Source organism: Pseudomonas botevensis (genome assembly GCF_019145475.1).
In the GTDB taxonomy this organism is placed as follows: domain Bacteria; phylum Pseudomonadota; class Gammaproteobacteria; order Pseudomonadales; family Pseudomonadaceae; genus Aquipseudomonas; species Aquipseudomonas botevensis.
Genome location: NZ_JAHTKI010000035.1, coordinates 20485 through 35769, shown reverse-complemented (window position 1 = coordinate 35769; position 15285 = coordinate 20485). Strand labels below are relative to the sequence as shown.

Genomic DNA, 15285 nt, shown 5'->3' with positions numbered 1-15285 from the left:
CCCCCCTCACACCCCCATATACCCCTATCACCAAAACATTCGTCGACAAAATCAAAAACAATATTTGCTTTCTTTGTACACAAAAGCATAATCCACTGCGTGCGAGTTCCTGACCTATCGGTCAACAAATTCGCGTAAGCCTCAAAGGGCCGCTGCCACCCCTCAATGGGTCCGGCCCTGGAAATAACAATAAAACTCTTGAGGAGTACTCGCTGTGGAAAGCCGCAAATCCGAAGCATCGACGCTGGAACTCTCGCCGCCGTTACGCAATGGTCTGCTTGAGCGCATCTTCAAACTCAGCTTGCATGGCACCACGGTGAAGACCGAGCTGATTGCCGGTCTGACAACCTTCATCACCATGGCTTACATCATCTTCGTCAACCCGAACATCATGGCCGATGCCGGGATCGACCACGGCGCCGCGTTCGTCGCCACCTGCATCGCCGCCGCGCTGGGCTGCCTGTTGATGGGCCTGTACGCCAACTGGCCCGTGGGCCTGGCGCCGGGCATGGGCCTCAACGCGTTCTTCACCTACACCGTGGTCGGCACCATGGGCTACAACTGGGAAACCGCCCTCGGTGCGGTGTTCGTGTCCGGTGTGTTGTTCATGATCCTGACCTTCTCGCGGATCCGCGAATGGCTGCTCAACAGCATCCCGGTCAGCCTGCGCTTCGCCATGGGCGCGGGTGTCGGTCTGTTTCTCGGGCTGATCGGCCTGAAAACCGCCGGCATCGTCGTCGACAGCCCGGCGACCCTGATCAAACTCGGCTCCCTGCGCGAACCCGGCCCGCTGCTCGCCGCCGTGTGCTTCCTGATGATCGCGATCCTCAGCTACCACAAAGTCTTCGGCGCCATTCTTATCAGCATCATCACCGTGACCCTCGCGGGCTGGGGTCTGGGCCTGGTGCATTACGAAGGAATCATGTCGGCCCCGCCGAGCCTGGCACCGACCTGGATGGCCATGAACGTCGCCGGCGTGTTCAACGTCAGCATGATCAGCGTGGTGCTCGCGTTCCTCTTCGTCCACATGTTCGACACCGCCGGCACCCTGATGGGCGTCGCCCAGCGCGCCAATCTGGTGGGGGCTGACGGGCGGATCGAAAACCTCTCCCGCGCAATGAAAGCCGACAGCGCCTCCAGCGTATTCGGCGCGGTGGTCGGTGTGCCGCCGGTGACCAGTTACGTGGAAAGTGCCGCTGGCGTAGCCGCTGGTGGTCGGACTGGTCTTACCGCCGTGACCGTGGGTGTGCTATTTATAGCCGCGATGTTTTTTGCCCCGCTGGCCGGCATGATTCCCGCCTATGCCACCGCGGGTGCACTGATTTACGTAGCGATGCTGATGATGGGCGGCATGGCGCACATCGAATGGGACGAAGCCACCGACAGCATTCCGGCAATCGTCACTGCGATCATGATGCCGCTGACCTTCTCGGTCGCCGACGGCATCGCGCTGGGCTTCATCACCTACGTGGCGCTGAAGGCCGGCACCGGCAAGTACAAGGAAATTTCCGTCAGCCTGTGGGTGCTCTGCGCGATCTTCATCGCCAAGTTCATCTTCTTGTAAGCGGCACGCGGTACGCGCTTCAAACCAGCCTCACCCTCACGGGTGGGGCTTTTGCACATTCGTGAATAACAACAAAAGGAGCAAAGTGATGAGTCTGGAAACCTGGCTGCTGTTCAGCGGCGCGGCACTGGTGGTGATCCTTATTCCGGGACCGCTGTCGTTGCTGATGATCAGCAACAGCCTGAACTACGGCCTGCGTCGCTCGTACCCGGCGTTTCTGGGTGGTGTGATCGCCTCGATCTGCCTGCTCAGCGCTTCGGCGCTGGGGCTTGGCGCTTTGCTGCTGGCGTCGGAAAAACTGTTCAGCGCCCTGAAAATCGTCGGCGCCCTCTATCTGTTCTATCTCGCCTGGCAGAGCTGGCAGCAATCGCGCCAGCCTTCGGTCGCTGCCGAAGTGCCGCAGGCCGCACCGACGCCGCGCTTCCGTGCATTGTTCGGCCGTGCGTTTGTGCTGGGTGCCAGCAACCCGAAGGACATTCTGTTTTTCGCCGCGTTCCTGCCGCAGTTTCTCAGCGCTGAACAGCCGTTCCTGCCGCAGCTACTGGTGATGATCGCGACCTGGACGCTGCTCGATCTGCTGTGCAAAGTCACTTACGGCCTCGGCGCCCACGGCGCGGCGCGCTATCTGCGCAGCGGCAAGGGTCAGAGCTGGTTCAACCGGATCAGCGCCGGGTTGTTCGGCGGCGCGGGGGCCGCCTCATTGCTGAGCAGCCATTGATATTCGATTTTATTTCGAGCTGACATCGCCGCCCTTTCCAATCAAGGAAAGTGGCGGCGATTGCATTTCCGGACACACCCCGCATCAAAACGCACGCCCCGGTATATATATGTACCGCACGCCAGCATGCCGGCTTAACGAAGATCGAGCTTTATGTAGCCCGTATTCAGTGAGCCAGACGATCCATGAGTCCGAAAAAACCCACCCGCCCGAACGTTACAAGGCCGTCAGCAGAAGGCGTCCCGACGGTTCGCGATACCACGCCTGAAACACCTGCCACTCAGCGTGTCTACATTGCCCGCGTGAGCGGAGACGAGGCTTCCGACACCTCCTCGGGTCAAGGCACACCGCCCCTCGAATCGCCGCCACCAATGATCGAAATCATTGACCTTCCCGCTGATACGCACCTCAGCCATTCCGCCGCCGAACAACCGATCGGCCATTACTTTCTCGCGCCCAGACTGGCGGACAGGCTGCCCCAACCCGACCTGCCGACCGGTCTGCGTTCATCGGGCGCGCATACCTATGTCGACCTGGTCGACGGCGGCACTGTCCTGATCGGCAAGGACGCGCAGCAACATTATCGCGCCAGGTCACCCAATGAACTCACGCCTTCCGGTCCACCGCTTCGACGGGTGGAGGGCACCCTGCAGTGGCGGCAGGTTGCTCCCGGCCAACACAGTCCGCAAGATTCGCAGCTGCTGGTCAGTCGCCACCCTATGGTCGACGACGATCCCCGGCCGCCACCGCCAAAGCGCCGGCATATCACGGATGACGGGAAACACGAGCGCAATCCCCTAAACTCGTTACGCGATCCCTGGAACAGCTGGAACCTCCTGCCGCAGCACGCGTCAACCGGCGACCTGAACATCGAAGGCGTTCGCTACAAGACCCTCCCCCGAGGCCCCGCGCCGGATCATCCGATTGTCTACATCAAGAACCCCACGCACCTGATCTACGATTTCGCGTTGTTCGAGCGGGTTCTGCGCACCGACATGCTGCAACAACCGCGCGGCGCGATTCGGGTGCCTCCTGCCAATCACTGGCAGATCGATCCGTCGCTGCCGTTCGAAGCAGGGCTGGCCGATACGCTCGCCCGTTACTTTCCCGATCTGTCATACGACACGCGGCAGCATGTTGCCCGCCAGCAATTCATCCTCGCCAACGGTGAAGATCAAGCCACCGGAACCGGCTTGACGCTGCTGCGCCAGGCCTTCAACGACTGGAGAAACGGCACCCGTAACCCGCGTCCGGAACTGGTCGATCCGCTGCTGATGCTGCGTTCCCTGGAACCGGCCAGCAGCGAAGGTCACCGCCTGATCGATTTGCCCGTGCCGGGCAGCGAGGGCGCCCTGCGCCGTCTGGATTTCGACCCGGCGCTGTTTCCACGAGAGTGGCGTGAGTTCATGGCCAGCCATACCGCCCTGGAAATGAAGCGTTTCACCTCGGCCCTGCTGACGCGCCATGGCTATCGGGTTTTTCACCCGGTCCCCGGCAAACGCTTCGCCGCCGTGGTGTTCAGGCGGCCGGAACATGACGTCCTGTTTTTCCTCAGCCTGCGGCGAATCAAAGGCAACAAGATCCGCTTCGAGCCGAGACACGACCCGAGAAGCTCGCGCTACAGCCTCAGCGACCAGGTGGGGCTTCAGGCCGCCGAGGCGGTTGAAAGTGCCCACGCTGCCGGCAAGGTCATCTGGCTTCGGGGCGGCCCGCAAACCCTCGCCACCGAACCCGATACGTTCGTGATCATCCGCGACAACGTCCCCAGGTTTTGACGTTTTACCGATCTGCGGACGAAAAAAAGCCCGCAGTGTGGGCGGGCGAAAGACCAAAGAAGCTATATGCGCAGTCGCTTCCCGGTGGGGGCTGCTGCTTGGGGGTCAGCTGCCCCGGTAGGTGGAATAGCTGTAAGGCGAGATCAGCAGGGGTACGTGGTAGTGATCCTGCTCGGCGGAAATGCCGAAACGCAGCACGACCACGTCCAGAAATGCCGGCTCCGGCAACTGCACGCCACGGGCGCGGTAGTAATCGCCGGCGTGGAACTGGACCTGATAGACCCCGGTCCGGTAGTCCTCGCCTTGCAGCAGCGGCGCATCGACCCGGCCATCGCTGTTGGTGAGCGCACTGGCGACCAATTCCAGGTGCGAACCCTCGACGCGGTACAGCTCGACCTTGATCGAGCTGCCCGGGCAACCGTGTGCAGCGTCCAAAACGTGTGTTGTCAAACGTCCCATTGATTCTGCGCGCCTGCCTGCGTGGAGCAGTCAGACCTCGCGCCTCCCGAAGTCAGTTAAAAAGGAGACCGCACCGTTTCGGAGCACGAAAAGCTGCGGCGAGCGACTGATTAAGACACTTTTCAAAAAAATTGTACACAATAAAAACGACATTTTTCCCGCCATCCCCGTCATCCGTCGATTTCCCGCTGATCTGCCGCCGAACCATGCATTCATTGAACCCTTAATCCATTAGCTGACCGCTCAGGCAGATTTCTTGCAGGCTTACGCGATTAACAGGAAAAGATGACAGCCGGTGAAAAATGCGAAAATTCAGGCTTACAAAGTGCGAATAAAGTTGTATACAATCAGCCCATCGCTGTGACGCCAGCCTGCCACCTCACCTCAGGGCGCCACACAAACTGTCAACGAATAAGAAGGAAGACTGCAGTGAGCGCTGACTACCCACGCGACCTGATCGGTTACGGCAGTAACCCTCCTCATCCACACTGGCCGGGCAATGCCCGGATTGCCCTGTCCTTCGTGCTCAATTACGAAGAAGGTGGCGAACGCAACATCCTGCACGGCGACAAAGAGTCGGAAGCCTTCCTTTCGGAAATGGTCGCCGCCCAGCCGCTGCAAGGCGCGCGCAACATGAGCATGGAATCGCTCTACGAGTATGGCAGCCGCGCCGGCGTCTGGCGGATTCTGAAACTGTTCAAGGAATTCGACATCCCGCTGACCATCTTCGCCGTCGCCATGGCCGCCCAGCGCCACCCGGACGTGATCCGCGCGATGGTCGACGCCGGCCACGAAATCTGCAGCCACGGCTATCGCTGGATCGACTATCAATACATGGATGAAGCCCAGGAACGCGAGCACATGCTCGAAGCGATCCGCATCCTCACCGAAATCACCGGCGAACGTCCTCTGGGCTGGTACACCGGCCGCACCGGCCCGAACACCCGCCGACTGGTGATGGAAGAAGGCGGCTTCCTCTACGACTGCGACACCTACGACGACGACCTGCCCTACTGGGAGCCGAACAACCCGACCGGCAAGCCGCATCTGGTGATTCCCTACACCCTCGACACCAACGACATGCGCTTCACCCAGGTGCAGGGTTTCAACAAGGGCGACGACTTCTTTGAATACCTGAAAGACGCGTTCGACGTGCTCTACGCCGAAGGTGCCGAAGCGCCGAAAATGCTCTCGATCGGCCTGCACTGCCGCCTGGTTGGCCGTCCGGCACGCCTGGCTTCGCTCAAGCGCTTTATCGAATACGCTAAAAGTCATGAACAGGTGTGGTTCAGCCGTCGCGTCGACATCGCGCGCCACTGGCACGAAACCCACCCGTACCAAGGGGCTGCCAAATGAGCACCTTTCAAACCCTGACACCGTCGACCCTGAGCCGCGACGCCTTCGTCAAAGCCTTTGCCGACATCTACGAACATTCGCCATGGGTGGCCGAAAAGGCCTTCGACCTGGGCCAGGACGCGTCGATCGACGAGATCGAAACCCTGCACCAGCGCATGAGCGACATCCTGTTGAGCGCCGATCACGCCAGTCAACTGGCGCTGATCAACGCTCACCCGGACCTGGCCGGCAAAGCCGCCGTCCAGGGCCAGTTGACCGAAGCCAGCACCAATGAACAGGCTGGCGCCGGTATTCACCAATGCACGGCCGAAGAGTTCCAGCGCTTCACCGAGCTGAACGACGCCTATAAAGCCAAGTTCAAGTTTCCCTTCATCATGGCGGTAAAAGGCAGCAACCGGCATCAGATCCTCGCGGCGTTCGAAACGCGCATTCACAACTCGGTGGAAACCGAATTCAAATGCGCGCTGGCGCAGATCAACAAGATTGCCCTGTTCCGTTTACTGACTCTTTAAGCAAGCCTGACCCGAGTACGTCAAACGCGGAGAATACCCAGGGTCTTGCAAGCATCCCCAGCCAACTATTTAAAGGCAGACAAGAAGAATGAAAGCTTACGCCGTACCTTTCGAGAAGTTCGTCAACCTGGCCGACGCCCGCCTGGGCACCAAAATCATCTCGGTCACCGATGACTGGTTCGCAGACGCCAATCGTCTGTTCCAACCGACCCCGGCCGTCTGGAAAGAGGGCGTGTTCGATGACAACGGCAAGTGGATGGACGGCTGGGAATCGCGCCGCAAACGCTTCGAAGGCTACGACAGCGCGGTGATCCGCCTGGGCGTACCGGGCTCGATCAAGGGCGTGGACATCGACACCTCATTCTTCACCGGCAACTTCCCGCCTTCGGCCTCCCTGGAAGCGTGCTTCCTGGCCTCCGGCGAACCGGACGAAAATACCCAGTGGACTGAAGTGCTGTCGGCCGTCGAGCTGCAAGGCAACAGCCACCACTACCACGAAATCAGCAACGACAAAGCCTTCAGCCACCTGCGCTTCAACATCTACCCGGATGGCGGCGTGGCCCGTCTGCGCGTGTACGGCATTCCGTTCCGTGACTGGTCCGCTGTTGGCGACAACGAACAGGTTGACCTGGCCGCCGCCCTCAACGGTGGTCGCGCCCTCGCCTGCTCCGACGAACACTTCGGCCGCATGAGCAACATCCTCAACCCGGGCCGTGGCATCAACATGGGCGACGGCTGGGAAACCGCGCGTCGTCGCACGCCGGGCAATGACTGGGTGATCGTCGCCTTGGGTCATCCGGGCGAAATCGAGAAGATCATCGTCGACACCCTGCACTTCAAGGGCAACTACCCGGACACCTGCTCGATCCAGGGCGCTTTCGTGAAGGGCGGCACCGACAGCCAGATCGAAACCCAATCGCTGTTCTGGCGCGAACTGCTGCCGAGCCAGAAGCTGGAAATGCACGCCGAACACACCTTCGTCGAGCAGATCAAGGCACTCGGCCCGATCACCCACATCCGCCTCAACGTGTTCCCGGACGGTGGCGTGAGCCGCCTGCGCGTGCTGGGCAAGGTCGCTAAATAAGCGGCGTGCCCTTGGCGGGCAAACCCGCTCCCCACATGGGAATGCAGTCGAATGTGGGAGCGGGCTTGCCCGCGAAGGCGCCAGAATCAACAACATCGAACTCAACGAAAAGAAGAACAGCATGCGCACACTGACGATTGAACCGCTGACCAAAGAAGCCTTCGCCCCTTTCGGTGACGTAATCGAAACCGACGGCAGCGATCACTTCATGATCAACAACGGTTCGACCATGCGCTTCCACAAACTGGCGACGGTCGAAACCGCTACGCCTGAGGACAACGCGATCATCAGCATCTTCCGCGCCGACGCGCAGGACATGCCGCTGACCGTCAGCATGCTGGAACGCCATCCGCTGGGCAGCCAGGCTTTCATTCCGCTGCTCGGCAACCCCTTTCTGATCGTGGTCGCGCCACTTGGCGATGCACCTGTATCAGGCTTGGTCCGCGCCTTCGTCACCAACGGCAGGCAGGGCATCAATTACCATCGCGGCGTCTGGCACCACCCGGTGCTGACGATCGAAAAGCGGGATGACTTCCTGGTGGTTGATCGCAGTGGCACAGGCAATAACTGCGATGAGCATTTTTTCAAAGAGGATGAGCGTTTGATCCTCGCCCCCCACCAATAAGAGAAGGTCTGATCACCCGACAACAAGGGTGACAGGCGAGAGGTAAAGACTGTGGAAGCACATCTGTTGGAATGGCTGAACCTGAGCGTGCGCTGGGTTCACATGATTACTGGCGTGGCCTGGATCGGCGCGTCGTTCTACTTCGTCTGGCTGGAGAACAACCTCAACCGCGTCAACCCGAAAACCGGCCTGGCCGGTGACCTGTGGGCGATCCACGGCGGCGGTATCTATCACCTGGAAAAATACAAACTGGCCCCGCCGGCAATGCCGGAGAACCTGCACTGGTTCAAGTGGGAAGCCTACTTCACCTGGATGTCGGGGATCGCGCTGCTGTGCGTGGTGTTCTACTCCAACCCCGTGCTCTACCTCGTGGCACCCGGCAGCGGCCTGACCGGCCCTGAGGGCGTGGCCATCGGCATCGGTTCGCTGATCGCCGGCTGGTTCATCTACGACTTCCTCTGCGATTCGCCACTGGGCAAGAAACCCGCCCTGCTCGGCTTCATCCTGTTCGTGCTGATCATTGCTGCCGCGTTCGGCTTCAGCAAAGTGTTCAGCGGCCGTGGCGCGTACCTGCACGTCGGCGCGATCATCGGCACCATCATGGTCGGCAACGTGTTCCGCATCATCATGCCCGCCCAGCGCGCACTGGTGGCGGCCATCGCCGAAAACCGCACGCCAGACCCGGCGCTGCCGGCCAAGGGCCTGCTGCGTTCGCGTCACAACAACTACTTCACCCTGCCGGTGCTGTTCATCATGATCAGCAACCACTTCCCGAGCACTTACGGCAGCCAGTACAACTGGCTGATCCTGGCCGGGATCGCGGTGCTGGCGGTGTTGGTGCGTCACTACTTCAACACCCGTCATGACAGCCACAAGTTTGCCTGGACCCTGCCGGTGGCAGCGGTGGGCATGATCAGCCTGGCTTACGTCACCGGCCCCGCGCCGATGTCGACCGCCCCTGAAGTGGCCAAGGCTCCAGCGAAAATCGAGTACCAGCCGCTGCCGGAAACGGCCCTGGGTGGTGGTGCGAAACCGGCTGAAGCCGCACAACCGGCAGCCCCCGCAGCACCGGCGGCCGCACCGGCTCAGGCGTCCAACGCCGGCCCCGGCTTCGACAAGGTGCACAGCGTGATCCAGGAGCGTTGCGCGGTCTGCCACTCGGCGAAACCGACCAGCCCGCTGTTCAGCGCGGCCCCGGCCGGTGTGATGTTCGACACCCCCGAGCAGATCCGCCAGAACGCCCCGCGAATCCAGGCGCAAGCCATCACCACGCAGATCATGCCACTGGGCAACATCACTCAGATGACCCAGCAGGAACGTGACCTGATCGGTGCCTGGATCGCCCAGGGAGCGCAGACCAACTAAGCCATAAAAGCGTCGCGGGCAGCTCCGCTCCCACAGAGGTCGATACACGACCTGTGGGAGTCGGCTTGCCTGCGATTAGCTGCAACACGGTTTACCTGATGCAAAGCAACAGCTGCCAGCAACCCAACAGCTGTTCAATCACAAGAATAAAAAAGATCCGAGGTGTTGCATGTCCGAGCTATCCAAAGCGCGCATCCCCGACGCACCCGCCATTCAGCGTTTGCCCCTTTTGCAACTGATCCTGGTCGGTTTGCAACATGTTCTGCTGATGTACGGCGGTGCCATCGCGGTGCCGCTGATCATCGGACAGGCCGCTGGCCTGAGTCGTGAAGAAATCGCCTTCCTGATCAACGCCGACCTGCTGGTCGCCGGCATCGCCACCATCGTGCAATCCTTGGGGATAGGTCCGATGGGCATCCGCATGCCGGTGATGATGGGCGCCAGTTTTGCCGCTGTCGGCAGCATGGTCGCCATGGCCGGGATGCCGGGCATCGGCCTGCAAGGGATCTTCGGCGCGACCATCGCCGCCGGGTTCTTCGGCATGCTCATCGCGCCGTTCATGTCCAAGGTCGTGCGCTTCTTCCCGCCGCTGGTGACCGGCACGGTCATCACCTCGATCGGCTTGTCGCTGTTCCCCGTGGCCGTGAACTGGGCCGGTGGTGGCGCTGCCGCCACCCAATTCGGTTCGCCGATTTACCTCGCCATCGCCGCACTGGTACTGGCGACCATTTTGCTGATCCACCGCTTCATGCGCGGTTTCTGGGTCAACATTTCCGTGCTGATCGGCATGTGCCTGGGCTACGTGCTCTGCGGCGCCATCGGCATGGTCGACCTGAGCGGCATGGCCAACGCGCCATGGGTTCAGTTCGTCACGCCGCTGCACTTCGGCATGCCGAAATTCGAACTGGCGCCGATCCTGTCGATGTGTCTGGTGGTGGTGATCATTTTCGTCGAGTCCACCGGGATGTTCCTGGCGCTGGGTAAGATCACCGGCGAGGAAGTCTGCCCGCGCCGGCTGCGTCGCGGCCTGCTGTGCGATGCCGGCGCGTCGTTTTTCGCCGGGTTCTTCAACACCTTCACCCACTCCTCCTTCGCACAGAACATCGGCCTGGTGCAGATGACCGGCGTGCGCTGCCGCTCGGTGACCATCGTTGCCGGTGGCCTGCTGATCGTCCTGAGCCTGTTGCCGAAAGCGGCGTTCCTGGTGGCGTCGATTCCGCCGGCGGTGCTCGGTGGCGCGGCGATTGCGATGTTCGGCATGGTGGCCGCGACCGGCATCAAGATCCTGCAAGAGGCCGACATCGGTGACCGTCGCAATCAATTGCTGGTGGCGGTGAGCATCGGCATGGGCCTGATCCCGGTGGTACGTCCGGAGTTCTTCGCCCACCTGCCGTTGTGGATGAGCCCGATCACCCACAGCGGCATCGCCATGGCGACCCTCAGCGCGCTGACGTTGAACCTGTTGTTCAACATTCTCGGTGGCGCCGAACGCGCTGCGATCAACGACTGCCACGCACACCCGCACTGATCCGAAGAGTAAAAAAGGGGGCTCGCCCAAGCCTGCCCCCTCGCGACAGCTTTGCCTCAAACAATAAAAACAAGAGGGAGCAACAGATGATCCGGACTCAAACCAACGTGTTGTTGAGCGGTGGCCTGCTCGCCGCGTCCCAAGCCATGGCCGGTGATTTATTGCTCTGGCAGACCAACAGCCTGAGCTACCTGTACGGCAAGAACTTCGCGATCAACCCGTCGATCCAGCAGACGGTGACGTTCGAGCACGCCGACAAGTGGAAGTACGGCGACAACTTCCTGTTCGTCGACAAAATCTTCTACAACGGCCAGGAAGACCGTAACAAAGGCCCGCATGCGTTCTACGGCGAGTTCAGCCCGCGTCTGTCGTTCGGCAAGATGTTCGACAAACGCCTGGAGTTCGGCCCGATCAAGGACGTGCTGCTGGCGATGACCTACGAATACGGCGAAGGCGACAGCGAGGCCTATCTGATCGGTCCCGGTTTCGACCTGAAGGTGCCGGGCTTCAACTACTTCACCTTGAACTTCTATCGCCGCCAGACCGAAGGCCCGCGCCCCGGCGACGGTGTGTGGCAGATCACCCCCGGCTGGTCGTACAGCATTCCCGTGGGCAATTCTGACCTGCTGATCGACGGCTACGTGGACTGGGTCGTCGACAACGACCAGAACTCGCGCGGCACCTACCACGCCAACCTGCACGTCAACCCACAGATCAAATACGACTTGGGCAAAGCCCTGGGCTGGGGCGAAAAGCAGGTGTATGTCGGCACCGAATACAGCTACTGGAAAAACAAATACGGGGTCGAAAGCAGCCACAGTTTCGACACCCATCAGAACACCGCCAGCCTGCTGGTGAAGGTGCACTTCTGAGATGGCCCGCAACCGCGCCCCTTACCTGTCGTCGGTGCTCTGTTGCGGGGCACTTGAGGCCTGGCCGTTGAGTCAGTATTCTCCGCGGCCTTCTGAATTCGGTCTAAAAAAAAGCCCGGATTTAATTCCTGACCGTCGGGCCAACTTATCCCGGCCACGGTCAGTACCGAGGCATCCCGAAAACACGCTCATTCGACTGTTTTTTCAGCAGCCGGACGGGCGTTTTTTTGCTTTTCGAAAGCCTTGGCTCAGCGCTTGCAGACAACGCACGAGAGCTGACCGATCGGATGACTTTTTGCAGTTACGAAAAAAGGCGCCACACCAGAGCGCCGACCTTAAAAAAATAAACGTGGAACCTACTTTGGGAGCAACCGAATGAAACGTATGTGCACCAGCCTGATGCTTGCCGGATCCTTGTTGGGTGGCGGCCAGGCCATGGCCGAAGGCCTGCTGCAGTGGCAGAACAACAGCCTGACCTATCTCTACGGCAAGGACTTCAAGGTCAACCCGGCCATTCAGCAAACCGTGACCTTCGAACACGCCGACGCCTGGAAATACGGGGATAACTTCCTGTTCGTCGACAAGATCTTCTACAACGGCAAGCCTGATGCCGGTGTCGGCAACAACACCTACTACGGCGAGTTCAGCCCGCGCCTGTCGCTGGGCAAGATCCTCGACCAGAAGATCGAGTTCGGCCCGGTCAAGGACGTGCTGCTGGCGATGACGTACGAATTCGGTGAAGGCGACGTCGAGTCGTACCTGATCGGTCCAGGCTTCGACCTGGCGATCCCGGGCTTCGACTACTTCCAGTTGAACTTCTACCAGCGTCACACCGAAGGCTCGCGCCCGGGTGACAACGTCTGGCAGATCACCCCGGTCTGGTCCTACACCATCCCGGTCGGCGACTCGAACATCCTGATCGACGGCTTCATGGACTGGGTGGTCGACAACGACACCAACAACAAAGGCACCTACCACGCCAACCTGCACTTCAACCCGCAGATCAAATATGACCTGGGCAAGGCGCTGAATTTCGGCGAGAAGCAGTTGTACGTCGGTGTCGAGTACGACTACTGGAAAGACAAGTACGCGATCGAAGACTCCCGTGCCTTCACCACCAATCAGAACGTGACCAGCTTCCTGGTGAAGTTCCACTTCTGATGTAGCAGCGTCGCAAGCAGGCCCGCCCTCATGAGCCCGTGGGAGCGGGCCTGCCCGCGAATGGCCGCGCCGCCGACCTCAGACGGCATCCAAAGGCTCGGGCAACCCGAGAAACCGGCGCAGCTCCTCGCGCTTGGCCAATGCATCGCGCCGTCCCAGGTCGATCAGTTCGCTGCAATACCCCGCCTCGAACAGCAGATAGCTCAACACCCCTGCCCCGCTGGTCTTGGTCGCCCCCGGCCCGCGCAAGAACAGGCGCAACGCCGCCGGCAGTTCCTGACGATGACGCGCCGCGATCTCGTCGATCGGCTGACTCGGAGAAATCACCAGCACGTCCACCGGTGCCACGCCCATGGCGCGTACCGGCGTCCCATCGGGCATCAGGCGGCTGAACTGGTTCAAACGCTGAAGCAGTTCGATGTCGCTTTCCAGGCTGTCAATGAAGGTGCTGTTGAGCATGTGCCCGCCGATCTGCGCCAGGGTCGGCTGCTGCCCGGTGTAGGCGCGCTCCAGCGGCTGCTGCGGATCGACCCCGCGCGGGTTGCCGCTGACACCCACCACCAGCACCCGACTGGCGCCCAGGTGCAGCGCCGGACTGATCGGCGCCGACTGCCGCACCGCGCCATCGCCAAAGTACTCCTCACCGATCTTCACCGGCGCGAACAGCAACGGGATCGCCGAACTGGCGAGCAGATGCTCCACCGACAGATCCGTCGGCACGCCGATGCGCCGATGACGCAGCCAGGCATCGATGCTGCCGCCGCCCTGATAGAACGTCACGGCCTGACCGGACTCGTAGCCGAACGCGGTCACCGCCACCGCATGCAATTGCTTGCGCGCGATGGATTCGGCAATCCCCGGCATGTGCAGCTTTTCATTGAGCAACTCACGCAATGGCGAGCTGTTGAGCAGCGCCACCGGCATGTGCCGGCCCAGACCGAGCAGGCTGTGGCTGACAAAGCGGCTGGCCTGACGGATCACCCCCGGCCAGTCACTGCGCAGCACGCGATGGCTGCGAAAGCCCTGCCAGAAGTGCGTCAGGCGTTCGATGGCGGCACGAAAGTCGGTGGCGCCGCTGGCCAGGCTGACCGCGTTGATCGCCCCGGCCGAGGTGCCGACGATCACCGGAAACGGATTGTCCGCGCCCAATGGCAGCAATTCGGCAATCGCCGCCAGCACCCCCACCTGATACGCCGCCCGAGCCCCGCCGCCGGAAAGAATCAAACCTGTAACCGGTTCAGCTGGGCTCATCGCAACGCTCCGTGGTGCTTATGGGAAAGGGTCAGTCAACCGCGTTTGGCGTACAGCTTCGGCTCGCCGGGCGGACGGCTCTTGAAGCGCCGGTGCGCCCACAGGTATTGCTCGGGGCATTCGCGCAACACGCTTTCGACCCACTGGTTGATGCGGATGCAATCGGCCTCTTCGGTTTCGCCGGGGAAATCCTCCAGCGGCGGATGGATCACCAAACGGTAACCGCTGCCGTCGGCCAGGCGTTCCTGGGTAAACGGCACCACCAGCGCCTTGCCCAGCCGCGCAAACTTGGTGGTGGCCGTGACGGTCGCCGCCTGAATGCCGAACAGCGGCACGAAAATACTCTGCTTGGCGCCGTAGTCCTGATCCGGCGCGTACCAGATCGCCCGGCCGTTGCGCAGCAGTTTGAGCATGCCGCGCACGTCGTCACGCTCCACCGCCAGCGAATCGAGGTTATGCCGCTCGCGCCCCTGACGCTGGACGAAATCGAACAACGGATTCTTGTGCTCGCGGTACATGCCGTCGATGGTGTGTTGCTGACCGAGCAGCGCCGCACCGACTTCCAAAGTGGTGAAATGCACCGCCATCAGAATCACGCCCTTGCCTTCGCGCTGGGCTTTTTGCAGATGCTCCAGCCCTTCGACGTGGGCGAGTTTCGCCAGGCGCTGGCGTGACCACCACCAGCTCATCGCCATTTCAAAGAAGGCGATGCCGGTGGACGCGAAGTTTTCCTTGAGCAGGCGCTTGCGCTCGGCGGCGGATTTCTCCGGGAAACACAGCTCCAGATTGCGCTTGGCGATGCGCCGCCGATCGCCGGCCAGGCGATACATCAAGGCACCGAGAAAACGACCGATGGCCAGCAATGCCGGATACGGCAGCTGCACGATCAGCCACAACAGCCCCAGGCCGCACCAGAGCGGCCAGAAGCGTGGAGAAAGAAATGCTCTTCGAAAACGCGGGCGATCCATTAAAGCTTCCGTAAATACAGTGGCCGCGCATTCTACATCGTTCGACC

At 61.1% G+C, this 15285-nt stretch carries 14 protein-coding genes; 11 read left to right on the top strand and 3 right to left on the bottom strand.

What is annotated here, in order from left to right; translation table 11 throughout:
* Positions 1 to 214: 214 nt before the first annotated feature.
* The 3 genes from KVQ74_RS27925 (at position 215) to KVQ74_RS27915 (ending at position 4057) form a co-directional block, all read left to right on the top strand.
* A complete protein-coding gene (locus KVQ74_RS27925; RefSeq protein ID WP_217834598.1) occupies positions 215 to 1564 on the top strand; it encodes an NCS2 family permease in 1350 nt (449 codons plus the stop codon).
* A gap of 88 nt (positions 1565 to 1652) precedes the next feature.
* Positions 1653 to 2282: a LysE family translocator gene (locus KVQ74_RS27920; RefSeq protein WP_217834597.1), complete on the top strand. Its 630-nt coding sequence runs from the start codon at positions 1653 to 1655 to the stop codon at positions 2280 to 2282.
* A gap of 371 nt (positions 2283 to 2653) precedes the next feature.
* A complete protein-coding gene (locus KVQ74_RS27915; RefSeq protein ID WP_217834596.1) occupies positions 2654 to 4057 on the top strand; it encodes a hypothetical protein in 1404 nt (467 codons plus the stop codon).
* 105 nt (positions 4058 to 4162) lie between these two features.
* Here KVQ74_RS27915 and uraH read toward each other — a convergent pair whose 3' ends face one another.
* Positions 4163 to 4516, bottom strand: a complete 354-nt coding sequence (gene uraH / locus KVQ74_RS27910; RefSeq protein ID WP_217834595.1) for a hydroxyisourate hydrolase — start codon at positions 4514 to 4516, stop codon at positions 4163 to 4165.
* Between the two features lie 429 nt (positions 4517 to 4945).
* On the opposite strand from uraH, the gene puuE reads away from it, so the two are divergent.
* The 8 genes from puuE to KVQ74_RS27870 all read left to right on the top strand — a co-directional run bounded on the left by puuE (position 4946) and on the right by KVQ74_RS27870 (position 13019).
* The gene (puuE, locus tag KVQ74_RS27905; RefSeq protein ID WP_217834594.1) at positions 4946 to 5872 is read left to right on the top strand and encodes an allantoinase PuuE; all 927 of its coding nucleotides are present in this window, start codon (positions 4946 to 4948) and stop codon (positions 5870 to 5872) included.
* Positions 5869 to 6384 carry a 2-oxo-4-hydroxy-4-carboxy-5-ureidoimidazoline decarboxylase gene (gene uraD / locus KVQ74_RS27900; protein ID WP_217834593.1) on the top strand — a complete coding sequence of 172 codons (516 nt, stop codon included), beginning with the start codon at positions 5869 to 5871 and terminating at the stop codon, positions 6382 to 6384. Before puuE ends, uraD begins: the two co-directional genes overlap by 4 nt.
* Before the next feature lie 88 nt (positions 6385 to 6472).
* Entirely contained in the window at positions 6473 to 7468 is a 996-nt protein-coding gene (alc, locus tag KVQ74_RS27895; protein WP_007960036.1) for an allantoicase, read from the top strand.
* Positions 7469 to 7589: 121 nt separating this feature from the next.
* Positions 7590 to 8093 (top strand): ureidoglycolate lyase, encoded by a 504-nt coding sequence (locus tag KVQ74_RS27890; RefSeq protein WP_217834592.1) that lies wholly within the window; start codon positions 7590 to 7592, stop codon positions 8091 to 8093.
* Positions 8094 to 8144: 51 nt separating this feature from the next.
* The gene (locus KVQ74_RS27885; RefSeq protein WP_217834591.1) at positions 8145 to 9458 is read left to right on the top strand and encodes a urate hydroxylase PuuD; all 1314 of its coding nucleotides are present in this window, start codon (positions 8145 to 8147) and stop codon (positions 9456 to 9458) included.
* A 169-nt stretch (positions 9459 to 9627) separates the two neighbouring features.
* Positions 9628 to 10986 carry a nucleobase:cation symporter-2 family protein gene (locus KVQ74_RS27880; protein ID WP_217834590.1) on the top strand — a complete coding sequence of 453 codons (1359 nt, stop codon included), beginning with the start codon at positions 9628 to 9630 and terminating at the stop codon, positions 10984 to 10986.
* A gap of 86 nt (positions 10987 to 11072) precedes the next feature.
* Positions 11073 to 11858, top strand: coding sequence for an outer membrane protein OmpK (locus KVQ74_RS27875; RefSeq protein WP_217834589.1), 786 nt, complete (start codon positions 11073 to 11075; stop codon positions 11856 to 11858).
* 375 nt (positions 11859 to 12233) lie between these two features.
* A complete protein-coding gene (locus KVQ74_RS27870; protein WP_217834588.1) occupies positions 12234 to 13019 on the top strand; it encodes an outer membrane protein OmpK in 786 nt (261 codons plus the stop codon).
* A gap of 78 nt (positions 13020 to 13097) precedes the next feature.
* Here KVQ74_RS27870 and KVQ74_RS27865 read toward each other — a convergent pair whose 3' ends face one another.
* Together KVQ74_RS27865 and KVQ74_RS27860 are read right to left on the bottom strand one after the other, a co-directional pair.
* Positions 13098 to 14270 (bottom strand): patatin-like phospholipase family protein, encoded by a 1173-nt coding sequence (locus tag KVQ74_RS27865; RefSeq protein ID WP_217834587.1) that lies wholly within the window; start codon positions 14268 to 14270, stop codon positions 13098 to 13100.
* A 35-nt stretch (positions 14271 to 14305) separates the two neighbouring features.
* Positions 14306 to 15238: a lipid A biosynthesis lauroyl acyltransferase gene (locus KVQ74_RS27860; RefSeq protein ID WP_217834586.1), complete on the bottom strand. Its 933-nt coding sequence runs from the start codon at positions 15236 to 15238 to the stop codon at positions 14306 to 14308.
* Positions 15239 to 15285 lie beyond the last annotated feature (47 nt).